Source organism: Burkholderia ubonensis subsp. mesacidophila, assembly GCF_002097715.1.
GTDB lineage: Bacteria > Pseudomonadota > Gammaproteobacteria > Burkholderiales > Burkholderiaceae > Burkholderia > Burkholderia mesacidophila.
In genome coordinates, this window is the sequence record NZ_CP020737.1 from 989,132 (window position 1) to 1,009,695 (window position 20,564).

Consider the following 20,564-nt stretch of genomic DNA (forward strand, 5'->3'; position numbering starts at 1 on the left):
GACAAATATCATATTTTTCGGCGATCGATCGCATTCCTATACTGGCCTCACAAAAATGCCAGCGCGCCGGTCATCCCGGGTCGGCGGCGGCGACGAACGCCGGCGCGACCGGCAAGGAGACGAAGATGTTCAAGGCGATCGACGCGCCCGCGGCCGGCGCGAAGCCGCGGCGCACGCCGCTCACGCGCGAGCAGGTCAGGGGCTTCTGGGCGGTCTATGCGGGCTGGGTGCTCGACGGCGTCGACTCGGTGATCTACGCGCTCGTGCTGATTCCCGCGCTGACCGAACTGCTGCCGGCGTCCGGCATCGCGGCGACGCCCGCGAACCTCGGCCTGTACGGGTCGATCCTGTTCGCGCTGTTCCTCGTCGGCTGGGGGCTGTCGTTCATCTGGGGGCCGCTCGCCGACCGCTTCGGCCGCGTGCGCACGCTCGCCGCGAGCATCCTGATCTATTCGGTGTTCACCGGCGCGGCCGCGTTCGTCCATGACGTGTGGATGCTGGCCGCCTGCCGGCTGATCGCCGGCATCGGCGTCGGCGGCGAATGGGCGCTCGCGGGCACCTACGTCGCGGAGAGCTGGCCGGAAGACCGCCGCAAGATGGGCGCGGGCTACCTGCAGACCGGCTATTACTTCGGCTTCTTCATCGCCGCGTGCCTGAACTACACGATCGGCGCGACCTATGGCTGGCGCGCGATGTTCCTGTGCGGCCTCGCCCCGGCGCTGCTCGCGGTCTTCACGGTGATGCGCGTCAAGGAGCCGGGGCAGTGGCGGCGGCACGACGTGGGGCACGCGGCCGCGCGGACGGCCCATCCGCTGCGCGAGATCTTCGCGCCCGCGCACCTGCGCCGCACGCTGACGAGCGCGAGCCTCGTCGGCGTCGCGATCGTCGGGCTGTGGGCGGGGTCGGTCTACGAGGCGAGCGCGGTCAGCACGCTGGCGGCGCGTGCGGGCATCGACCACGTCGGCGCGCTGCGGCTCGCGTCGATCGGCGCGGCGATCCTGTCGTGCGCGACGATCGCCGGCTGCGTCGCCGCGCCGTGGCTCGCGGAGCGGGTCGGCCGGCGCGCCGCGCTCGGCCTGTATTTCGCGGGCATGGCGGGCGCAATCGTGTTCGCGTTCGGCTGGGCGTTCTACCAGCCGAACGGGCTCGGCGCGTTCATGGTCGCGCTCGCGTTCCTCGGCTTCTTCGGCGGCAACTTCGCGATCTTCTCGCTGTGGCTGCCGGAGCTGTACCCGACGCGGGTGCGCGCGACGGCGTTCGCGTTCAACGCGTCGGTCGGCCGCTTCATCGGCGCCGGCGTGAACTTCGTGCTGGGCGCGGCGATTCACGGCTACGGCTCGCTCGGCGTGCCGGTCGCGTGGACCGCGGCCGCGTTCGTGCTCGGCATCCTGATCCTGCCGTTCGCAGTCGAGACCCGTCACCAGACGCTGCCGGAATGAGCGGCGCAATCACTCTCCCTCTCTTCAGGAGTTCAGGATGCAGGCTTTACAAGGAATCCGGGTCGTCGACCTGAGCCGCGCGCTGTCGGGGCCGTTCTGCTCGATGGTGCTCGCCGATCTCGGCGCCGACGTGATCAAGGTCGAAGCGGGCCCGCACGGCGACATGAGCCGCACATGGGGGCCGTTCGATCGCGGCGTCAGCACCTACTACCTGTCATGCAACCGCAACAAGCGCGGCATCTGCGTGGATTTCCGGCAGCCGGCGGGCCTCGACGTCGTGCGGCGGCTGATCGCGCAGGCGGACGTCGTGATCGAGAACTTCAAGACGGGCACGATGGACGCGATGGGGCTCGGCTACGACGCGCTGAGCGCGCGCGATCCGCGGCTCGTGATGGGCAGCGTCACCGCGTTCGGCCCGCGCGGCCCGCTGCGCGACTGGCCGGGTTTCGACCAGATCGCGCAGGGCTATGCCGGCCTGATGAGCCTGACGGGTTTCCCGGACGGGGAGCCGACCCGCACCGGCACCGCGATCGGCGATCTCAGTTCGGGGATGTGGGTCGCGACGGCAATCGTCGCCGCGCTGTTCGAGCGCACCCGCACCGGGCGCGGCCGGCATGTCGGCACGTCGTTGCTCGAGAGCCTCGTTTCGCTGCTGAGCGTGCACGGGCAGCGCTACCTGAGCCTCGGCGACGTACCGCGCCGCACCGGTAACGCGCATTCGGTGATCGCGCCGTACGGCGTGTTCGAGACGGCCGACGGGCCGTTGAACCTCGCGCCGATCACGACCGACATGTGGCTGCGCCTGTGTCGGCTGCTCGAACTGCCGGAGCTGCCCGACGATCCGCGCTTTGCGACCAATGACGCGCGCGTTGCGAACCGCGACGCACTGAAGGCTCTGCTCGAAGAGCGGCTGCGCACGCGCGGCAAGCGCGAATGGACGCAGCGCTTCGTCGAGGCCGGGCTGCCGGCGGGGCCGATCCATACGCTCGACGAGGTCTTCGACGATCCGCAGGTCGCGCAGTGCGGGCTCGTCGAGACCGTCACGCATCCGACGCTCGGCGCGCTGCGGCAGGTGGTCACGCCGCTCGGCGACCTGGAGGACGACGCGCCGGCGGCGCGCACGCGTCGCGCGCCGCCGCTGCTCGGCGAGCATACGATCGACGTGCTGCGCGAAGCGGGCTTCGATGCCGGGGCGATCGACGCGCTGCTGGCCGGGCATGCGGTGTTTCAGGCGCAGACGGCCGACCGCGCCGACGCGCCGGCGGGAGCGATGCAATGAGCCGCCAGACACAGGATTTCGCGCCGTCGCGCGTGACGGTCGAGCCGCTCGACGAACGGATCGTGCGCGTCGCGTTCTCGAATCCGGCGCGCCGGCACGCGCTCGACGCGGCGCTGCTCGACGCGCTGGTCGAGCATTTCGATGCGCTGGCGCAGCGTCGGCCGTCGCCCGTCGTCATTCTCGCGAACGACGGCAGCGGCGACGTGTGGAGCGCCGGCCACGACCTGCGCGAACTGGCCGACGACCGCGATCCGCTCGCGTACGACAAGCCGCTCGAACGCGCGCTGCGGCGCGTGCGCACGTATCCCGGCGCGGTGATCGCGGCGGTGTCGGGGTCCGCGTGGGGCGGCGCGGTCGATCTGGTGATGAGCTGCGACCTGGTCGTCGCGGATCGGCGCGCGAGCCTGGCGATGACGCCGGCCAACATCGGCCTGCCGTATTCGACGAGCGGCTTGCTGCGCTTCTACGACAACCTGCCGATTCACGTGCTGAAGGAGATGTTCTTCTGCGCGCAGCCGCTCGACGCCGAACGCGCCGCGCACTACGGCGTCGTGAACCGGCTCGCCGACGCCGGCCAGCTCGATGCGGCCGCGCTCGAGCTCGCGCGCACGATCGCCGCGAAGGCGCCGCTCGCGGTGCAGGCGGTGAAGGAGCAACTGCGCGTGCTGCAGGATGCGCGACCGCTGCCGGTCGACGCGCTCGAGCGGATCGCGGAATTGCGGCGGCAGGCCTGCGCGGGCGCGGATTTCGACGAAGGGCTGCGCGCGTTCGCGGAGCGGCGGCGGCCGGCATTTCGTGGCGAATAGGCGGTGAATAGATGGTGAATAGGCGGAAGCGGGCGCTCGTCGCCGCGGCGGCGGGCGCGTCAGTGCCCGATCATGCGCAGCGCGACGAACAGGCCCGCGCCCGCCGCAATCAACGCCAGCGCATGGATGCGCGTGCGCATCACGCACACCGTGGAAGCCAGCGCGAGCGCGCGCGCCGGCCAGCCGCCGTCGAGCCCCTGCAGCAGCACCCAGGCCGACGCGACGAGCATGCCGGCCGCCACCGGCCGCAGTCCCGCTTCGAGCGCGACCTGCCAGCGCGCGCCTTCGTGCCGCCGCCACAAGTGGGCAATGCCGTAGATCAGGAACGCGGTCGGCCCGAACAGCGCGAACGTCGCGATCACCGCGCCCCAGAAGCCCGCGACCTGCCAGCCGATCAGCGTCGCGAGCAGCGAGCCGGGGCCGGGCGCCATCCGGGCGATCGCGAAATCGTTGACGAACTGCGTGGCGGTCATCCAGTGATGGACGTCGACGACCTGGCGCTGGATGTCGGCGATGATCGCCTGCCCGCCGCCGATCGTCGCGATCGACAGCGGCGCGAACACGCCGAGCAGCGCGGCGTAGCGGTGCTCGGCCGCCATCAGCGATCGCTCCGGGCCGATGCGCGCGCCGCGCGCCGGTATTCGAGCGCGACGCTCGCGCCGCCGCCGATCAGCACCGTCCACACCAGCGGCCAGTGCAGCACGGCCACCGACACGAATGTGAGCGTCGTCACGACGAACGGCGCCGTGCGGCGCGGCAGGCGGCGCACGGCGGTCAGCGCCATCGCGATCGACAGCCCGATCGCGGCGGCCGCCGCGCCGGCGAGCGCGACGTGGGTCAGCGGGAAGCGCGTGAGGGTCGCGAACGCGACGCCGAACAGGACGATCAGCACGGCCGGCGGCACGATGACGCCGGCAAAGCCGGCGACGGCGCCGCGCCACCCGCACAGGCGGTAGCCGATCCAGATCGCGAGGTTTTTCACGTTGACGCCGGGCAGCGCCTGCGACAGCGCGAGGCCGTTGAGGAATTCGTCTTCGTCGAGCCAGCGCCGCGTGTGGACGAAATCACGCAACATCCGTCCGCTCAGGCCGCCGCCGAAGCTGGTCAGGCCGATCTGCGCGAAGGCCAGGAACAGCGCCGGCGCGCTGGGGCGCGGGGCAGGGCGGGCGGACGGCGTGGGAGGCGTGGGCATCGCGTGGCGGTGAAAGCGCTGAGCGTGTCATCTTACCGAGTTCCGTCGTCGCGGCGCGCCGCTACGCGCGCACGACCGTCACGCCCGCCGCCTCGATCGGCTTCGTCAGCGCGGCGTCGGTCGCGTCCTCGACGACGATCGTCTGCGCGAGCGCGAGCTCGCCGATCACGAACGGCGACGCCGCGTTGAGCTTCGACGACGACGCGAGCACGACCGTTTCCGCCGCGCGTGCCGCCAGCGCGCGCTTGATGCCCGCTTCCTCGAAATTGCCGGTGGTCAGCCCGGCCACCGGATGAACGCCCGTCACGCCCATGAAGTACAGGTCCGCATGCACGCGTGCGATCGCCTCCATCGCCGCCGCGCCGACCGTCACGATCGAGTGCTTGAACAGGTGGCCGCCGATCAGGATCACGTCGATCGACGGATGCTCGACGAGCGCGACGGCGACGCTCGGACTGTGCGTGACGATCGTCGCCGACAGGTCCGCGGGCAGCTGGCTCACCAGCAGCGCCGACGTGGTGCCGCCGTCGACGATCACGACCTGCCCCGGCGCGATCATCCTGGCGGCGCGCCGCGCGATGCGGCGCTTGGCGGCCGATTCGAGATCCTGGCGCTGCGCGAACGGCGCGGTCGCGGGCGACGCGGGCAGCGCGCCGCCGTGGACCCGCTGCAGCAGGCCTTCCGCGGCGAGCTCGCGCAGGTCCCGGCGCACGGTGTCTTCCGACACGCCGAAGGTTGCGCTCAGCTCGCCGGCCAGCACCTGGCCGTCGCGGCGGAGCATGTCGAGTATGGCTTTCTTGCGTTGCGTCGTCAGCATGGCTTTGCACGAATCTTCTTGATATTGCACGAACATGCACGTTACCATCGGCGCCGTCATCTGTCGAATGGAGGCTGTCATGGCTGCAACGCAGGACCGGGTGCGCATCGTCGATACCGTCGTGCTGTCGGACGACTGGTACGTGCTGAAGAAGGTGACGTTCGATTTCCGCCGCCGCGACGGCACCTGGCAGCGGCTTAGCCGGGAGACCTACGACCGCGGCAACGGCGCGACGATCCTGCTGCGCCATGCCGCGACCGGCAACGTGCTGCTGACGCGCCAGTTCCGGATGCCGGCGTTCGTGAGCGGGCACGACGGGATGCTGGTCGAGGCCGCGGCCGGCCTGCTCGACGACGCGACGCCGGAAGCGCGGATTCGCGCGGAAGCCGAGGAGGAGACCGGCTATCGCGTGCGCAACGTTCGCAAGGTGTTCGAGGCGTTCATGAGCCCGGGATCGGTGACGGAGAAGCTGCACTTCTTCGTCGGCGAATACGACGCGTCGCTGCGCACCGGCGACGGCGGCGGGCTGGCGGACGAAGGCGAGGACCTGGAAGTCGTCGAGATGCCGCTCGACGCGGCGCTGCAGGCGATCGCGCGCGGCGAGATCGTCGACGGGAAGACGATCATGCTGCTGCAGTACGCGGCGTTGCAAGACGCGGCGGGAGGGTTAGGTCCTGTTCACGCTAATAACGGGCTTGCGCTGGCCGCCAGAAGGGCCGAGCGCGAGGATTGCGACGAAGCGAATACTCGACGCATTCGCGAGGAGCATGACGCGGCGATCGGCCCTTCTGGCGGCCAGCCCCAAGAATGAATTTCCACGATCAGGGGAACGTGTCTTGCCGGCCGTATTGCGGCGTCGCGCGTCGCTTGTTTGGCTCGGCCAAACGGCGCTCCTTGCTTCTTGCACTCCGACCGGCAAGACACGTTCGCAAGCCCGTTATTAGCGTGAACAGGACCTAAGCACATGACACCGCAACTCATCCTGGTGGCGGGCCCGTACCGCAGCGGCACCGCCGGCGACGCCGCGCGCATCGCCGCGAACCTCGCACGGCTCGAGCAGGCGGCGCTGGCCGTCTATCGGCGTGGGCATGTACCGATGATCGCCGAATGGGTGTCGCTGCCGCTCGCCGCGATGGCCGGATCGAAGCAGGTCGGCGACGCGATCAGCGAGACCTTCCTCTATCCGGCCGCGCACCGGCTGCTGCACCGCTGCGACGCGGTGCTGCGGATCGACGGCGAATCGCGCGGCGCGGACGCCGACGTGGCGCTCGCGCGCAGCCTCGGCAAGCCGGTCTATGGCTCGCTCGACGACGTGCCGGAAGCGACGCCCGAAGCGCGCGGCGACGTTGGCCCGTGACGCCACGGCGGAGGAGTCGTCAGGCGCGGTGCATCGGCGTATGATCGCGCCGGCAAAAACCCTGCCCCCGCACCCGAGCACCGAACCATCATGCCGCCCCTCGATCCTGCCGCCGCCGGTGAACCGCCGCTGCCTGACTCCCTGATCGACGCCGCCGTCGCCGCGCTGTCCCGAGCCGATGCGCTGCTCGTCACGGCCGGCGCCGGCATCGGCGTCGATTCCGGCCTGCCGGACTTCCGCGGCACGGACGGCTTCTGGCGTGCGTATCCCGCGCTGCGCCAGGAACGCTTCGAATTCCACGAGATCGCCTCGCCGCAGGCGTTCCGCGCGCGGCCGCAGCTCGCGTGGGGCTTCTACGGCCACCGCCTCGGGCTTTACCGGGCGACCGTGCCGCACGCGGGATTCGCGATCCTGCGCCGCTGGATCGACGCGATGCCGAACGGCGGCTTCGTGCTGACGAGCAACGTCGACGGGCAGTTCCAGAAGGCCGGCTTCGATCCGGTGCGGATCGTCGAGATCCACGGCTCGATCCACCGGATGCAGTGCCTGCGTTCGTGCACGGACGACACGTGGCCGGCGGACCCGTTCACGCCGGTCGTCGACGCAGCGGCCTGCCGCCTCGTCGGCGACCTGCCGGCCTGTCCGCACTGCGGCGGCCTCGCGCGGCCGAACATCCTGATGTTCGGCGACGCCGGCTGGATCGGCGCGCGCTACGACGCGCAGGAGCGTGCGCTGGAAGACTGGCTGGCCACGGCCGGGCGCGTGGCCGTCGTCGAAGTCGGCGCGGGCACGGCGATTCCGACCGTGCGGCTGATCAGCGAACGGGTCGGCGCCGACGTGATCCGCATCAACGCGCGCGAGGCGCACGCGCGGCGCGCGGACGTGATCGGCCTGAAGGGCGGCGCGCTGGCGACCCTGACCGCGCTCGAGCGCGCGTGGCACGGCGGCTGACCTGCCCGGCCCGCCGCCGGCTGCGCGCCTACGGCCGGGCGACGAGCGCCTGCACGAGCGACGGCGCGACGGGCGAACCGAGGCCGGTCACGTAGTCGTAGCCGCCGGCGGCGGTGCAGATCGCGCCGCAGTTGCCGTTGGTGCCGGTCGTCACGTCGTGATAGTTGCTGCCGTACGCGGTTTTCCCGGCCGCATACAGCGCGTCGTACGTGCCGCTCAGCCGTGCCTTGCCGGCTGCCGCGCGCAGCGAATTCGCGATCGCGACGAGCGCCGACCATTGAGGCGCACCCGCGCTCGTGCCGCCGACCTCGAACCAGCCCGACTGCCCCTGATAAGTGACCGAATCGTAGACCGCGAACCCGCTGGACGGATTCGCGTCGTAGCTGACGTCCGGCACACCGCGCTTGCCCGCGACCGGAATCGGCCACGCGGCCTGTCCGGCGGGCTCGGCTTCGCCGCTGCTCACGCCGCCACCGCTGCCGCTCCAGGCCGCCTCGCCGACGTAGTTGCCATAGCGATCGGTGGACAGCGTTGTGCCGCCGACCGCGACCACGTTCGGCGACGCCGCCGGGTATTCGGTGCCGGTGCCGCTGTCGCCGGACGACGCGACGAAGGTGATTCCCGGCGCGCCGAAGTGGCTGTCGAAGCCGGATTCGCCGCTGAACTCGTTGCCGCCGAAGCTCATCGACACGACCGACGCGCCGCGCTGCACCGCGACGTCGACCGCGGCCATCAGGTCGTTGAAGCTGGCCGACGCGGCCTCGACGAGCACGATCTTCGCCTTCGGCGCGATCGCGTGCACCCATTCGACGTCGAGCGACATTTCGAGCGACCAGCCGGCGTCGCCGCGGGGCCGGCTGCCGTGCGCGTACACCTTCGTGAAGCAGCCGTTCGACGTGGTGCACGGCGGCAGCGAGAACGCGTTGCTGAACACGCCGAGATCGGATTCGATCCGCGGGTCGTCGTATGCGTCGACGATCGCGACGACCATGCCGTCGCCCTGGTTGGCGATCGCGTCGAAGCCGTACGCGTGGCGCGCGAGCGCGGGCGTGAGCCCGGCGACCGTGGCCGTGCTCGCGCGCGGCTTCGTGTGGAACGGCGGGCGGGCAAACCCCTTCGGCGCGCGGTTGCCTTCGACGTAGGACGGCGGTCCGCCGTTATCGGCGAACGCGACGGTCGACGCGAGCAGCGCCGCACACAGCGCCGGAATCAACATGGACGACAGGCGGATATTGTTCATTTTCGAGTCTCCATGTCGAATGGAGTGGATGGGCCGGATCAAGTCTACGGACTAACCGGATTCAATTAAACTGAATATCGGTTGAATTCGGGAATGTCTGATTAGGGAAAATACCTGAGTATCGGTGAAATCCTGTATCCGTAAGGATTCGGCGTAATCGATGTAATCGTTTTTCGGATTTTATTGTGGGTTATTAATGATCGATTAAATTAGAATGAATTTGTAATGAGCAGCGTAATGCGCCGGAAAATGTGGATGCCTGCGGTCGCGCGAGAAACGCTGGTCGAATCGAGCATCCGGGACGCCGGCCGGCGGCAGCGGGCCCGGTCCCCCGCATTGCCGGCGCGCGGCGAATCCGCATACAGTTCAGCGTGGGCCGGATGCGCCGGCGCCACCCGCATCGTCAGCGAGGAGTTCTCTTGTTCTATTCGATCGTTGCGATCTTCGTCGGCGCCGGGCTCGGCGCGCTGTTGCGCTGGTTCCTGAGTCTCGCGCTCAACGAATTCTTCCCCGAGGTGCCGCTCGGCACGCTCGCCGCGAACCTGATCGGCGGCTACGTGATCGGCGTCGCCGCCGTCGTGTTCACGATGCGCGCGGGATTGCCGCCCGAGTGGCGGCTGTTCGTGATCACCGGCTTCCTCGGCGGGCTGACGACGTTCTCGACGTATTCGGTCGAGGTGATGACGCACGCGCTGCAGGGCGAGTTCGGATGGGCGATTGCGGTGGCTGCCCTACACTTGATGGGATCGTTCACGTTGACGGCCCTCGGCATGTGGACCGCCCGTGCGTGGCTGGCCGCGGCGTGAGCGCGGCCGGCATCGGAGGAGGCGATGGACAGGATCTTCTTGCGCTTCTACGTTCACGAGCAGCATCGCCTGCACTGGAAACCGCTGTGGGAATGGCTGCTCGAGGAAGGGCGGCGGATGGGCGTCGCGGGCGGGTCGGCGTTTCGCGCGATGGCGGGCTTCGGCGAGCACCGGGTGCTGCATGAAGACCGCTTCTTCGAACTGCAGGGGTCGCTGACGGTCGAGGTCGAGTTCATCGTCACCGACGACGAGGCGCGGCGCCTGCTCGAGCGGCTCGGCCAGGAGAAAGTGCGGGTGTGCTACGCGATGATTCCGGCGCGCTTCGGCGTGATCGACACGCTCGGCGCGCCGGCGGCCGAGGGACGGGCAGGCGGCTGAGTCCGGCCCGTCATGCGGAGGACGGGCGGGCCTTAGATGCCGAACAGCGTGAGCGACACGGCGGCGCGCGTCACGATCATCAGCAGCACCTGCACGATCACGAACAGCAGGATCGGCGACAGGTCGATGCCGCCGAGATTCGGGATCACGCGGCGCAGCGGATTGAGGAACGGCGCGGTCAGCTGGTAGAGGATCGGCATCGCCGGCGAGCGCGGGTTCAGCCACGACAGCAGCGCCATCAGGATCGTCATCCAGATCACCAGGTTGAGCGCCCACTTCACGACGGTGAGCAGCGCGACGACGACGATCGTCGGCACCAGCGCGGTCGGATCGACGCCCGCCAGCACGATCATCAGCACCACGTAGACGAACGACGTCAGCACTGCGGCGACGATGCTCGCCCAGTCGATCCCGCGCACGCCGGCGATCACGCGGCGCAGCGGCAGCACCAGCCAGTTGGTCGCCTGCAGCACGGCCTGCGTGACGGGGTTGTACGGCGGCACGCGCACGGCTTGCATCCAGACGCGCAGGATCAGCGCGGCGCCGAACAGCGTAAAGAGGGTATTGAGCAGAAAACGGGCGATCTCGCCGAACATCGTTGGCTTCCTTTTTATACAGTCGGGTAGCGTGCGGCCGCCAACGCCGGATGGCGGCGCATCGGCCGACACCTTATCACGCCTCGTCGCGCGAGGGGGAGGGGCGCGCTGCCGCGCGGGCGAGCGAGGCTTCCACGGCATCCGCGAGCGCCGGCAGCGCTGCCGGCGGGGCCGCGCGCTTCGCGGCGAGCGCGACGGCGCGGCGGGTCAGCAGCGCGTAGAGCGTCGCGTGATCGCCGCCGCGTGCCTCCAGCAGCGCGAGCTGGCGTTCGACGATGCCGGTGTCGCCGCGCGACACGGGGCCCGAGAGCGCATTCGCGAGACCCTTGTCGCGCGCCGTCTCGATCGTGCCGGCCAGCATCGGCAGCAGCGCGCGCAGCGCGGCGTCCTCGTCGAAGCCGAGCGAGCGCCACAGCTCGACCGCTTCGGCGAGCCCGCACAGCGCGAAGCTCGCTGCGTAGTGCGCGGCCGCGTGGTAGAGCATCCGGCCGCCTGCCGGGATCGACAGCGGATGGCAGCCGAGCGCGGCCGCGAGGCGCACGAGCGTCGCGTGCAGCGCGCCGTCGGCCTCGATCGTCACCGAACAGCCGTCGATGCGGGTCAGGTCGGCGTCGCCGCCGCCGAACAGGTACAGCGGATGGAAACCACCCGTTGCCGCGCCTTGCCGTTTTGCCGGGTCCAGCAGGCCGACGTCCGACGCGCCGCTGCAATGCACGAGCGCCTGCCGCGCGGCGCGCGACGCATCGAAGCGCAGGCCCGCGGCGCTCGCCGCGAGGTGGTCGTCGGGGACGGTCAGGAAGATCAGGTCGGCCGCGTCGACGACCTCCTGCGGCGTCGCGACCGCACGGCTGCCGTCGAGGCGCCCGGCGAGCTTGGCGGCGGACGCCGGCGTGCGGCTTGCCACCGCGACGACGGGAAAGCCGGCCCGCGCAAAACGCTGCGCGACGCAGCGCGCGAGGCGGCCGGCGCCGATGAAGCCGAGACGGGGCGTGACGGGGAGGGACATGGCGGTCGACGACGTGAAAAACGGGAAGCCGCCAGTATCGCAGGAATGGCGACGCGGCCACGGCGGCCGCGTTTGAGCGCCAAGCCGCGATCCGGCCCCGCGGAATGGCTTCGCGAACTGTCGGACTCCTGTCTCAAATTTGTAATCGTTGATTACGACGCCTCGCGCGCAGCACGCGCGGCGATCGGTAAGACTGACCTGACGAAACCGCTTCCGCCATCCGGCCCGACGGATTTCCGCGATCCGCGGCGGCCACCGGCGGGCCGTCGCGCCGCGCGGCGCGGGGCTCGCGCGGGGGCGCGATTGCAATTTGCAACAAATGCCCGACACGGGGATTGCGGGTTTTCGCTACATTGCTTGCATGCGACGTGCATGCCCGCCGTTGCCGACAGGAGCGCCTAAAATGATCGCTCCAGCAGGAGAATCGAAGTGAAAAAGCTCGTTCCGTTCATCGCCGCCGCCGCGCTGGGCCTGGGTGCCGCAAGCGCCGCGCAGGCTCACGTGTCGATCGGGGTCGGCATCGGGATTCCGGTCGCGCCCGCCTATCCGGTCTATGCGCCACCGCCGCCCGTCTATTACGCACCGCCGCCGCCCGTCGTGTATGCGCCGCCGCCGGTCTACTATCCGCCGCCCGCCGTGGTCGTCGGCGGCTACGGTGGCTACGGCTACTATGGCCGCCCGTACTGGCATCATCACGGCTACTACGGCCGCGGCTACTGGCGTCGTTGATTGATTCCCGCGCGGCTTGACCGCGCGTGGCGAACGGCGCAGCGTCTCGTGACAGGACGCTGCGCCGTTTTTTGTTGGCGCGGCGCGCCGGCGGCCGGCGAACGGGGACAATACGGATTCCGTCCACATGCCGATGCGCTCGAATCCGATGTCCGTCCTGCCTGCTCCCACCTTCGACGATGTCACCGATGCCGCCGCGGTGCTCGACGGCGTGCTGCCGGTCGAGGGCAAGCGGGTCGGCGTGCTGGTGAGCGGCGACAACGTCGATCTCGCGCTACGCCGAGCGGCTGCGCGGCTGAGTGTGGTTGCCCGGGCGGGCGCGCCTGCTCAGGCCGCGTGCGCGATCAGGTCGCGATAGCCGCCGACGATCACGCTGTACGAGAAGTACGCGAACAGCAGCGCCGACGCGACATGGCAGGCGCGCATCAGCCCCGCGCCCGCGCGCTTGCGGCCCTGGCTCGCGAGCGCGCACATGAAGAGGGTCCACGCGAGGCCGCCGAGGAAGAAGCCGGACAGGAACACCGACGCGGTCGCCGGCGTGGTCGCGCCGGCCTTCGCGATCAGCGCGCCGCCGACCGCCGCGAACCACAGGATCGCGCTCGGCGACGACATCGCGAGCAGCATCCCGCGCATGAAGCTGCGCCGCGCGCTCGCACGGGGCGGGGCGGCGGCGTCCGCGCCGTCGTCGCCAGCCGCCCTGGCCGGCGCCAGCGCTTCGCGCGCCATCTTCCACGTCAGGAACAGCAGCACCGCGCCGCCGCCGATCCACACCACCCAGCGCACCGCGTCGAACTGCAGCAGCACGGCCATTCCGGCGAGCGCGAGCGCCGCGTAGACGAGATCGCCGACGCACGAGCCGAGCCCGAGCCAGAAGCCCGGCCGGAAGCCGTGCGACAGCGTGAGCGACAGCATCGCGACGTTGACGAGGCCGATGTCGAGACAGAGCGACAGCGACAGGAAAAATCCGTCGGACAGCATCGAAGCGGGCGGGAAGCTCATCGTCGTTGTTCTTGTTGCGATTCTCGGGATGGCGGGAGTCGGGCGGCGCGCGGCCTTACAGGCCGAGGTCGCGCCACAGCTGGTCGACGCGTGTCTTCACGGCCGCATCCATCTCGATCGGGCGGCCCCATTCGCGGGTCGTCTCGCCGGGCCATTTGTTGGTCGCGTCGAGCCCCATCTTCGAGCCGAGGCCGGCGACGGGCGACGCGAAATCCAGGTAGTCGATCGGCGTGCTGTCGACCATCACGGTGTCGCGCACCGGGTCCACGCGCGTCGTGATCGCCCAGATCACTTCCTTCCAGTCGCGCACGTTCACGTCCTCGTCGACGACGACGATGAACTTCGTATACATGAACTGGCGCAGGAAGCTCCAGACGCCGAACATCACGCGCTTCGCATGGCCCGCGTAGCTCTTCTTCATCTGGACGATGGCCATCCGGTAGCTGCAGCCCTCGGGCGGCAGGTAGAAGTCGGTGATCTCCGAGAACTGCTTCTGCAGCAGCGGCACGAACACCTCGTTGAGCGCGACGCCGAGCACCGCGGGCTCGTCAGGCGGCTTGCCGGTGTAGGTCGAGTGATAGAGCGCGTCGCGGCGCATCGTGATGCGCTCGACCGTGAACACCGGGAACCACTCCTGCTCGTTGTAATAGCCGGTGTGGTCGCCGTACGGCCCTTCGAGCGCGTGCTCGTACGCAGCGGACGCAGCGTTCGCCGGGCGCGGCGGCGCGCCGGCGGGGGCGGGCTCGGGCGCGCCGTCCTGCGGGTAGATGAAGCCCTCGAGCACGATTTCAGCGCGCGCGGGCACCTGCAGCGTGTCGACGCCGGGCGTCAGGCACTTCGCGAGCTCGGTGCGGCTGCCGCGCAGCAGGCCCGCGAACTGGTATTCCGACAGCGAGTCGGGCACGGGCGTGACCGCGCCGAGCGTCGTCGCGGGGTCCGCGCCGAGCACGACGGCGACGGGATACGGCTTGCCGGGGTTGCGCAGCGCGAATTCGCGGAAGTCGAGCGCGCCGCCGCGATGCGCGAGCCAGCGCATGATCAGCTTGTTGCGGCCGATCAATTGCTGGCGGTAGATGCCGAGATTCTGGCGCGGCTTGTTCGGCCCGCGCGTGACCGTCAGGCCCCAGGTGACGAGCGGGCCCGCGTCTCCCGGCCAGCAGGTCTGGATCGGCAGCTTGGTGAGGTCGACGTCGTTGCCTTCCCAGACGATCTCCTGGCACGGCGGCGACGACACCGTCTTCGGCGCCATGTCCCACACGGCCTTTGCGAGCGACAGCAGCTTGCCGGCGTCCTTCAGGCTGCGCGGCGGATCCGGCTCCTTCAGCGCGGACAGCAGGCGCCCGAGGTCGCGCAGCGACGCGAGCGCGGCCTCGTCGCCCGCATCGACGCCCATGCCGAGCGCGACGCGCCGCGGCGTGCCGAACAGGTTGCCGAGCACCGGGAATGCGTAGCCGGGCGGCGCATCGAACAGCAGCGCGGGGCCGCCGGCGCGCAGCACGCGGTCGCACAGCTCGGTCATTTCGAGTACGGGCGACACCGGCTGCGTGATGCGCCGCAGTTCGCCGAGCGCCTCGAGGCGCTGGATGAAATCGCGTAAGTCTCTGTATTTCATGGATAAAGTCCGGCCGCCCGCGGGGCGGGCAGCGATGGGCGGGCGCAGCGGCCGGCTGCGGCCCCGAATCGACCGACGATTTTACCCGGCCGGCCGCGCGGCTGCCCGGCCGAGAAAAAAGTCGACGGCGCGCAAACCCCCTACGGCAAGGGGCTCGCGCTTCTGAAGGGGCTCGTATAATTACTTTTTGTTATGATTTTGATGTTTTATAGTGTTGACGATCTATAAAACCCTGTTAGAATCCGCTGACATTGGTTGCAGGGTACAAGGCTTCAAGCCGCCAATCACCGATCCTTTGACGCAGCGCGTCACCGTCTGCCGAAACCTGCACGGCCTGTTCGACGGCTCTAGTCGTAGTCACAGCCAGCGCCACCTGACGCTGGTTTTTTGCGTGAGTGCCACCGCGTTTGCCCGCCTTGAGTAAAGGCGCCGGCCCTGTCCTGCCGTGGCCTCGAACGGTACTTATACCGTTTCTCCGATGCCTGCCGTCCAAACCAAGACGTGCGGCGTCGTGATTCCGCGGCCCATTCTGTCTCGCCATCGAGCTGAGCGAGCCGCACGAATCATGTTCATGGGAGATCTGAATGAACGCTTGGTTATCGTGGCGTCCCAATGAGCAGCATGCACAAATCGTGCGCGATATGCTGCGTCGCGGGACGCGTGTCAGTCACCACTTATTCAGCGTTGTAGGCTGTCTCGCTGTCGCGATTGCGCTTGCCCTCTGGCTGTTGCCAACCGCGCGCGGCACGCTTGCCGCAAAGCTGATGCCGGTCGTGTCCGCGGCCGTGCAGGCCGGTCCGGCGCGCTTGCTGACCGGCCATCCGCTGCCGAATTTCGCGCCGGCCGGCGCGCAGCCGCAGCAGGACGACGGTCCGGAAACCGATGCACTGGCGGTCGGTCTCGACGTCGCATCGGACGCCGTCGCGCAGAACGACGCGGCAGACGCTGCCCGCAGCGGCCCGTCGCCCGTCACGCTCGCGAAGCTGATCCCGGCCCAGCGCGTCGCCGCCGATGCGCGCGACGACCGCTCGCTCGCTTCGAATCGCCAGCAGGCGCTTGTCGCCACCTACCTGTCGCGCCGCTACCGCGTCGCGCAGGAGCCGGTCGGCCAGCTCGTGAAGGCCGCGTTCCAGACCGGCCACGACATCGGCCTCGATCCGCTGCTGCTGCTGTCCGTGATGGCGATCGAATCGGGCTTCAACCCGTACGCCGAAAGCGGCGTGGGCGCGAAGGGGCTGATGCAGGTGATGTCGAAGGTCCATTCCGACAAGTTCGAGTACTTCGGCGGCACCGACACCGCGCTGCAGCCGCTTGCCAACCTCCAGGTCGGCGCGCTCGTGCTGAAGGACTGCATTGCGCGCGGCGGCTCGCTCGCGAGCGGCCTGCGCATGTACAACGGCTCGACGAACCCCGAGGACAATGGCTACGGCTCGAAGGTGATGGCCGAGCGCGGCCGCCTGCGCGACGTCGCGCGTGGCCGCAGCGTGCCGGTCAATGCGCCGCAGGCGCCGGCGAAGCCGATCGTCACCGCCTCGGTGACACCGGCGGCGGCAGGCGGCGCGAAGCGCGTCCACGCGACGCTCGACACGGCCCAGCCGATGACGGCGAAGGCTGCCCCGAAGGCGTCGCAGCAGGACGATGCCAGCGTCGACACCGCGAAGCAGCCGCACGGCGATCATTCGGAACTGGGCGCGTAACGCGCAGGTCTCCGCCGGAAAAGAAAAAGCACCCGTATGGGTGCTTTTTTCGCTTCTGCGCCGCCGAACGACTGGTTTCGCGGCCGGGGGCGCCGTAACGTGCGCCGCCGCGCTTCGGCTCGGCTCGGGCGGGCGGTGCGTGCGGCCGGTCAGCGCAGCCGGAACAGCGTCGCGAGCCGCTCGACCGCCTCTTCGAGGCGCGAGTAGGCGGTCGCATAAGACAACCGGATATAGTCGCGCGGCGCATGCACGCCGAAGTCCATGCCCGGCACGAGCACGACGCCGGCGTCGTGCAGCATCGCCTGCGTGAGTGCTGCGCTGTCGCCGGCCGCCGGATGCGTGACGCCGCCACAGTGCGCGTATACATAGAACGCGCCGTCGGGCATCACGGGCACCGTGAAGCCGAGCTGCTCGAGCGCCGGCGCGATGAAGTCGCGGCGCCGCTTGAATTCGAGGCGGCGCGCTTCGTAGATGTCGAGCGCGGCCGGCTCGAAGCATGCGAGCGCCGCATGCTGCGCGAGCGCCGACGGGCAGATGAACAGGTTCTGCGCGAGCTTCTCGAACGTGCCGACAAGCGCCGGCGGGACGACCAGCCAGCCGAGCCGCCAGCCGGTCATGCTGAAGTACTTCGAGAAGCTGTTGACGGTGACGACGTCGTCGCCGAACGACAGCGCCGACACGGGCGGCGCGTCGTAGCTGAGCCCCTGGTAGATCTCGTCGACGATCGTGAAGCCGCCGCGTGCGCGCACCGCCTCGACGATCCGCTTCATCTCGTCGGGCTCGAGCGACGTGCCGGTCGGGTTCGACGGCGAGGCGAGCAGCACGCCGCGCGTCCGGTCGCCCCAAAGCCGCCGGACGTCGTCCGCGGTGAGCTGGAAGCGCGCGGCCGGGCCGCTCGGAACGAGTACCGGGCGGCCTTCGGCCGCCGCGACGAAGTGCCGGTTGCACGGATACGACGGGTCGGGCATCAACACTTCGTCATCGCGGCCGACGAGCGCGAGGCACGCGAGCAGCAGCGCGGCGGAGGCACCCGCGGTCACGACGATTCGCTCGGGGCTGACGGTGATGCCGTATGCATGCGCATAGTGCGCGGCGATCGCCTCGCGCAGCGGCGCGATGCCGAGCGCGCTCGTATATTGCGTGACGCCCCGGCGCAGCGCTGCGGCGGCGGCCTCGACGACCGGCTCCGGCGCGGTGAAGTCCGGCTCGCCGATGCCCATGTGGATGATGTCGCGACCGGCGGCTTCGAGCCGCTGCGCCTCTTTCATCAGTTCCATCACGTAGAACGGCTGGATCGCGTCGACGCGCGCTGCGAGCGTGACGAGCGAATCGGCGGTGGTATTCATCGGCGGGTCGGAAGAGGGGAGCGGTAAAAAAAAACGGGCGCATGAGCGCCCGTCGGAGGATCAGCCGTTGCGGCGCGCCTGCGTTTCGGCGGGGCGCAGCTTCGCGGCGAGCTTGTCGAGCACGCCGTTCACGTACTTGTAGCCGTCGGAGCCGCCGAACGTCTTGGTCAGCTCGACCGCTTCATTGATGATCACGCGGTACGGCGTCTCGATGTGGTGCGTGAGCTCGAACGTCGCCATCAGCAGCACCGCCCGTTCGATCGGGGAAAGCTGCTCGATCGGACGGTCAAGGCACGGCGCGAGTGCTTCCGCAAGCGTCGCGTGCTCGCGGATCACGCCGTGCAGGATGGCGTCGAGCAGGTCCTTGTCGGCCTTGTCGTAACCCAGCGCGCCGCGCAGTTGCGCGTCGATCTCGCCTGAAGACGCGTTCGACAGCAGCCACTGATACAGGCCTTGCGTCGCCAGCTCGCGCGATTGTCGGCGGGCGCTCTTCTTCATGCGCGCTCCTCTTCGTCGTCTTCGTCCTCTTCTTCGTCTTCCTCGTCGCCGAGCTGGTCGAGCGCCATCGTCAGATTGGCCATCTCGACCGCGACGCGCGCCGCGTCACGACCCTTTTCGGTCATGCGCGCGACGGCCTGCTCGTCGGTGTCGGTCGTCAGCACCGCGTTCGCGATCGGCAGGTTGAAGTCGAGGCCGATGCGGGTGATGCCCGCGCCGCTCTCGTTCGACACGAGTTCGAAGTGGTAGGTCTCGCCGCGGATCACCGCGCCGAGCGCAATCAGCGCGTCGAACTGGCCGCTTTCCGCGAGCTTCTGCAGCGCGAGCGGGATTTCGAGCGCGCCCGGCACCGACACCAGCAGCACGTCTTCGCCGGAGACGCCGAGGCGCTCCAGCTCTTCGACGCACGCGTCGGCGAGGCCGTTGCACACGGGCTCGTTGAAGCGGGATTGCACGATGCCGATACGCAGGCCGTCGCCCTCGAGATTCGGTTGGTATTGTCCGATTTCCATGATCTTTGTCCGTGGTGTGGATAAGCGGTTATAAGGCGAAAATGCCGTGACGGGTTACGCGTGCGGCGTCGAGCCGCAGGCCTTGGCTTCGCCGCCGGGCATCGGCACGAAGCCCGTGACTTCGAGGCCGTAGCCGGACATGCTGCCCAGCTTGCGCGGATTCGACAGCACCTGCATCTTGCCGACGCCGACATCGCGCAGGATCTGCGCGCCGATGCCGAACGTCTTGAAATCGACCGGCCGGCGCTTCAGCGCCGCGGCCTTTTCTTCCTCGTCGAACGCCTTGAAGACGTCGACCAGATGTTCCTTCGTGTCGCCGCAGTTGAGCAGTACGATCACGCCGTGGTCGCGCTGCGCGATCTCGCGCATCGCGGCGTCGAGCGTCCACGAGTGCGTCGAGGCGCCGGTCTCGAGCAGGTCGAGCACCGACAGCGGCTCGTGCACGCGCACCGGCGTGTCGATGTCCGGCGACGGCGTGCCGCGCACCAGCGCGATGTGCGGCGAGCCGGTCGGCTGGTCGCGGTACAGCACCGCGCGGAACGTGCCGTGCGCGGTCTGCATCGTGCGCTCGGCGACGCGCTCGATGATCGACTCGGTGCGGCTGCGGTAGTGGATCAGGTCGGCGATCGTGCCGATCTTCAGGCCGTGTTCCTTCGCGAACTCGATCAGGTCGGGCAGGCGGGCCATCGTCCCGTCGTCCTTGATGATCTCGCAGATCACCGCGGCGGGCGTGAGGCCCGCGAGCGCGGTGAAATCGCAGCCGGCCTCGGTGTGGCCCGCGCGCACGAGCACGCCGCCCGGCTGCGCCATGATCGGGAACACGTGGCCCGGCTGCACGATGTGCTCGGGGCGCACGTCGTGCGCGACCGCCGTGGCGATCGTATGCGCGCGGTCGGCCGCCGAGATGCCGGTCGTCACGCCTTCGGCCGCTTCGATGCTGACCGTGAAGGCGGTGCCGTATTGCGTGCCGTTGCGGTACGTCATCAGCGGGAGGTGCAGCTGCTTGCAGCGTTCCTGCGTCAACGTCAGACAAATCAGGCCGCGGCCGAACTTCGCCATGAAGTTGATCGCTTCCGGCGTCACGAATTCGGCGGCGATCACCAGATCGCCTTCGTTTTCGCGGTCTTCTTCGTCGACCAGGATCACCATCCGGCCGGCTTTCAGCTCGGCGATGATGTCGGGCGTGGAGGCGAGCGTCATAAGGGGGCGAGAAAGAGGAAAGTGCGTATTTTACGCCAGCCGGAGCGGGTTTCGGCTGGCGCGGAAGGCGCCGGCCGCGGGGCCGGTCCGGCGCGGCCGCCGCG

Annotated in this window: 22 protein-coding genes and 2 pseudogenes; 12 read left to right on the forward strand and 12 right to left on the reverse strand. The window is 69.4% G+C overall.

Annotation, left to right across the window (positions count from 1 at the left end):
• Positions 1-125: 125 nt before the first annotated feature.
• Genes B7P44_RS04745 through scpB form a run of 3 tightly spaced genes read left to right on the forward strand, consistent with a single transcriptional unit; the run spans position 126 to position 3,524 of the window.
• Positions 126-1,439 (forward strand): MFS transporter, encoded by a 1,314-nt coding sequence (locus B7P44_RS04745; RefSeq protein WP_084901269.1) that lies wholly within the window; start codon positions 126-128, stop codon positions 1,437-1,439.
• A gap of 37 nt (positions 1,440-1,476) precedes the next feature.
• Positions 1,477-2,718, forward strand: coding sequence for a CaiB/BaiF CoA transferase family protein (locus tag B7P44_RS04750; protein WP_084901272.1), 1,242 nt, complete (start codon positions 1,477-1,479; stop codon positions 2,716-2,718).
• The gene (gene scpB / locus B7P44_RS04755) at positions 2,715-3,524 is read left to right on the forward strand and encodes a methylmalonyl-CoA decarboxylase (RefSeq protein ID WP_084901274.1); all 810 of its coding nucleotides are present in this window, start codon (positions 2,715-2,717) and stop codon (positions 3,522-3,524) included. Before B7P44_RS04750 ends, scpB begins: the two co-directional genes overlap by 4 nt.
• A 59-nt stretch (positions 3,525-3,583) precedes the next feature.
• On the opposite strand, the gene B7P44_RS04760 is transcribed toward scpB, so the two are convergent.
• From B7P44_RS04760 to B7P44_RS04770, 3 genes are all read right to left on the reverse strand, one after another.
• Positions 3,584-4,123 (reverse strand): chromate transporter, encoded by a 540-nt coding sequence (locus B7P44_RS04760; RefSeq protein WP_084901276.1) that lies wholly within the window; start codon positions 4,121-4,123, stop codon positions 3,584-3,586.
• Positions 4,123-4,716, reverse strand: coding sequence for a chromate transporter (locus B7P44_RS04765; protein ID WP_084901278.1), 594 nt, complete (start codon positions 4,714-4,716; stop codon positions 4,123-4,125). Before B7P44_RS04765 ends, B7P44_RS04760 begins: the two co-directional genes overlap by 1 nt.
• A gap of 61 nt (positions 4,717-4,777) precedes the next feature.
• Positions 4,778-5,533, reverse strand: a complete 756-nt coding sequence (locus tag B7P44_RS04770) for a DeoR/GlpR family DNA-binding transcription regulator (protein WP_193834351.1) — start codon at positions 5,531-5,533, stop codon at positions 4,778-4,780.
• Positions 5,534-5,612: 79 nt separating this feature from the next.
• Here B7P44_RS04770 and B7P44_RS04775 point away from each other — a divergent pair.
• From B7P44_RS04775 to B7P44_RS04785, 3 genes and pseudogenes are all read left to right on the forward strand, one after another.
• Positions 5,613-6,197, forward strand: a pseudogene (locus B7P44_RS04775) (NUDIX domain-containing protein); the annotation flags it as partial.
• Between the two features lie 300 nt (positions 6,198-6,497).
• Positions 6,498-6,890 (forward strand): DUF4406 domain-containing protein, encoded by a 393-nt coding sequence (locus B7P44_RS04780; RefSeq protein ID WP_084901280.1) that lies wholly within the window; start codon positions 6,498-6,500, stop codon positions 6,888-6,890.
• 90 nt (positions 6,891-6,980) lie between these two features.
• Positions 6,981-7,841, forward strand: a complete 861-nt coding sequence (locus tag B7P44_RS04785; RefSeq protein WP_084901282.1) for an SIR2 family NAD-dependent protein deacylase — start codon at positions 6,981-6,983, stop codon at positions 7,839-7,841.
• A gap of 28 nt (positions 7,842-7,869) precedes the next feature.
• Here the strand turns inward: B7P44_RS04785 and B7P44_RS04790 are convergent, their stop codons facing one another.
• Positions 7,870-9,081: a S53 family peptidase gene (locus tag B7P44_RS04790; RefSeq protein WP_084901285.1), complete on the reverse strand. Its 1,212-nt coding sequence runs from the start codon at positions 9,079-9,081 to the stop codon at positions 7,870-7,872.
• Between the two features lie 419 nt (positions 9,082-9,500).
• Between B7P44_RS04790 and crcB the strand changes: the two genes are divergently transcribed.
• Together crcB and B7P44_RS04800 are read left to right on the forward strand one after the other, a co-directional pair.
• A complete protein-coding gene (gene crcB, locus B7P44_RS04795) occupies positions 9,501-9,887 on the forward strand; it encodes a fluoride efflux transporter CrcB (protein WP_084901288.1) in 387 nt (128 codons plus the stop codon).
• A 24-nt stretch (positions 9,888-9,911) separates the two neighbouring features.
• On the forward strand, positions 9,912-10,265 hold the full coding sequence (locus B7P44_RS04800; protein WP_084901290.1) for a DUF190 domain-containing protein: 354 nt from the start codon (positions 9,912-9,914) through the stop codon (positions 10,263-10,265).
• 32 nt (positions 10,266-10,297) lie between these two features.
• Here B7P44_RS04800 and B7P44_RS04805 read toward each other — a convergent pair whose 3' ends face one another.
• Both B7P44_RS04805 and B7P44_RS04810 read right to left on the reverse strand, forming a co-directional pair.
• Complete coding sequence (locus B7P44_RS04805; RefSeq protein WP_084901293.1) at positions 10,298-10,861, reverse strand: YggT family protein; 564 nt, start codon at positions 10,859-10,861, stop codon at positions 10,298-10,300.
• 76 nt (positions 10,862-10,937) lie between these two features.
• Positions 10,938-11,867 (reverse strand): Rossmann-like and DUF2520 domain-containing protein, encoded by a 930-nt coding sequence (locus tag B7P44_RS04810; RefSeq protein ID WP_084901296.1) that lies wholly within the window; start codon positions 11,865-11,867, stop codon positions 10,938-10,940.
• Positions 11,868-12,296: 429 nt separating this feature from the next.
• Here B7P44_RS04810 and B7P44_RS04815 point away from each other — a divergent pair, with 429 nt between their 5' ends.
• A complete protein-coding gene (locus B7P44_RS04815; RefSeq protein ID WP_084901299.1) occupies positions 12,297-12,596 on the forward strand; it encodes a hypothetical protein in 300 nt (99 codons plus the stop codon).
• Between the two features lie 190 nt (positions 12,597-12,786).
• Positions 12,787-12,895: pseudogene (locus B7P44_RS36170) on the forward strand (serine dehydratase); the annotation flags it as partial.
• A 28-nt stretch (positions 12,896-12,923) separates the two neighbouring features.
• Here the strand turns inward: B7P44_RS36170 and B7P44_RS04825 are convergent.
• Together B7P44_RS04825 and B7P44_RS04830 are read right to left on the reverse strand one after the other, a co-directional pair.
• Entirely contained in the window at positions 12,924-13,595 is a 672-nt protein-coding gene (locus B7P44_RS04825; RefSeq protein WP_084901304.1) for a LysE family translocator, read from the reverse strand.
• A 55-nt stretch (positions 13,596-13,650) separates the two neighbouring features.
• Positions 13,651-15,207, reverse strand: a complete 1,557-nt coding sequence (locus B7P44_RS04830) for a UbiD family decarboxylase (RefSeq protein WP_084901307.1) — start codon at positions 15,205-15,207, stop codon at positions 13,651-13,653.
• Positions 15,208-15,418: 211 nt separating this feature from the next.
• Here B7P44_RS04830 and B7P44_RS36175 point away from each other — a divergent pair, with 211 nt between their 5' ends.
• The gene (locus tag B7P44_RS36175) at positions 15,419-15,631 is read left to right on the forward strand and encodes a hypothetical protein (RefSeq protein ID WP_157721046.1); all 213 of its coding nucleotides are present in this window, start codon (positions 15,419-15,421) and stop codon (positions 15,629-15,631) included.
• Positions 15,632-15,791: 160 nt separating this feature from the next.
• The gene (locus tag B7P44_RS04835; RefSeq protein WP_084901309.1) at positions 15,792-16,904 is read left to right on the forward strand and encodes a lytic transglycosylase domain-containing protein; all 1,113 of its coding nucleotides are present in this window, start codon (positions 15,792-15,794) and stop codon (positions 16,902-16,904) included.
• A 149-nt stretch (positions 16,905-17,053) separates the two neighbouring features.
• Here B7P44_RS04835 and B7P44_RS04840 read toward each other — a convergent pair whose 3' ends face one another.
• From B7P44_RS04840 to ribBA, 4 genes are read right to left on the reverse strand one after another with little or no spacing between them, the layout of a single operon-like run.
• On the reverse strand, positions 17,054-18,250 hold the full coding sequence (locus B7P44_RS04840) for a pyridoxal phosphate-dependent aminotransferase (protein WP_084901312.1): 1,197 nt from the start codon (positions 18,248-18,250) through the stop codon (positions 17,054-17,056).
• A 60-nt stretch (positions 18,251-18,310) separates the two neighbouring features.
• Positions 18,311-18,748 (reverse strand): transcription antitermination factor NusB, encoded by a 438-nt coding sequence (gene nusB, locus B7P44_RS04845; protein WP_084901314.1) that lies wholly within the window; start codon positions 18,746-18,748, stop codon positions 18,311-18,313.
• Positions 18,745-19,260, reverse strand: coding sequence for a 6,7-dimethyl-8-ribityllumazine synthase (ribH, locus tag B7P44_RS04850; RefSeq protein ID WP_010091647.1), 516 nt, complete (start codon positions 19,258-19,260; stop codon positions 18,745-18,747). The genes nusB and ribH overlap by 4 nt, the downstream gene beginning before the upstream one ends.
• 54 nt (positions 19,261-19,314) lie before the next feature.
• Entirely contained in the window at positions 19,315-20,460 is a 1,146-nt protein-coding gene (gene ribBA, locus B7P44_RS04855; protein ID WP_084901317.1) for a bifunctional 3,4-dihydroxy-2-butanone-4-phosphate synthase/GTP cyclohydrolase II, read from the reverse strand.
• Positions 20,461-20,564 lie beyond the last annotated feature (104 nt).

Bases quoted from the DNA above. Each gene is read 5' to 3' on its own strand.
- scpB (WP_084901274.1), top strand. From the start codon at position 2,715: ATGAGCCGCCAGACACAGGATTTCGCGCCGTCGCGCGTGACGGTCGAG.
- B7P44_RS04810 (WP_084901296.1), bottom strand. From the start codon at position 11,867: ATGTCCCTCCCCGTCACGCCCCGTCTCGGCTTCATCGGCGCCGGCCGC.
- B7P44_RS04765 (WP_084901278.1), bottom strand. From the start codon at position 4,716: ATGCCCACGCCTCCCACGCCGTCCGCCCGCCCTGCCCCGCGCCCCAGC.
- B7P44_RS04750 (WP_084901272.1), top strand. From the start codon at position 1,477: ATGCAGGCTTTACAAGGAATCCGGGTCGTCGACCTGAGCCGCGCGCTG.
- B7P44_RS04825 (WP_084901304.1), bottom strand. From the start codon at position 13,595: ATGAGCTTCCCGCCCGCTTCGATGCTGTCCGACGGATTTTTCCTGTCG.
- B7P44_RS04770 (WP_193834351.1), bottom strand. From the start codon at position 5,533: ATGCTGACGACGCAACGCAAGAAAGCCATACTCGACATGCTCCGCCGC.
- B7P44_RS04830 (WP_084901307.1), bottom strand. From the start codon at position 15,207: ATGAAATACAGAGACTTACGCGATTTCATCCAGCGCCTCGAGGCGCTC.
- B7P44_RS04805 (WP_084901293.1), bottom strand. From the start codon at position 10,861: ATGTTCGGCGAGATCGCCCGTTTTCTGCTCAATACCCTCTTTACGCTG.
- ribBA (WP_084901317.1), bottom strand. From the start codon at position 20,460: ATGACGCTCGCCTCCACGCCCGACATCATCGCCGAGCTGAAAGCCGGC.
- B7P44_RS04800 (WP_084901290.1), top strand. From the start codon at position 9,912: ATGGACAGGATCTTCTTGCGCTTCTACGTTCACGAGCAGCATCGCCTG.
- B7P44_RS04785 (WP_084901282.1), top strand. From the start codon at position 6,981: ATGCCGCCCCTCGATCCTGCCGCCGCCGGTGAACCGCCGCTGCCTGAC.
- B7P44_RS04840 (WP_084901312.1), bottom strand. From the start codon at position 18,250: ATGAATACCACCGCCGATTCGCTCGTCACGCTCGCAGCGCGCGTCGAC.
- B7P44_RS04745 (WP_084901269.1), top strand. From the start codon at position 126: ATGTTCAAGGCGATCGACGCGCCCGCGGCCGGCGCGAAGCCGCGGCGC.
- ribH (WP_010091647.1), bottom strand. From the start codon at position 19,260: ATGGAAATCGGACAATACCAACCGAATCTCGAGGGCGACGGCCTGCGT.
- B7P44_RS04760 (WP_084901276.1), bottom strand. From the start codon at position 4,123: ATGGCGGCCGAGCACCGCTACGCCGCGCTGCTCGGCGTGTTCGCGCCG.
- B7P44_RS04780 (WP_084901280.1), top strand. From the start codon at position 6,498: ATGACACCGCAACTCATCCTGGTGGCGGGCCCGTACCGCAGCGGCACC.
- B7P44_RS04790 (WP_084901285.1), bottom strand. From the start codon at position 9,081: ATGAACAATATCCGCCTGTCGTCCATGTTGATTCCGGCGCTGTGTGCG.
- B7P44_RS04835 (WP_084901309.1), top strand. From the start codon at position 15,792: ATGAACGCTTGGTTATCGTGGCGTCCCAATGAGCAGCATGCACAAATC.
- nusB (WP_084901314.1), bottom strand. From the start codon at position 18,748: ATGAAGAAGAGCGCCCGCCGACAATCGCGCGAGCTGGCGACGCAAGGC.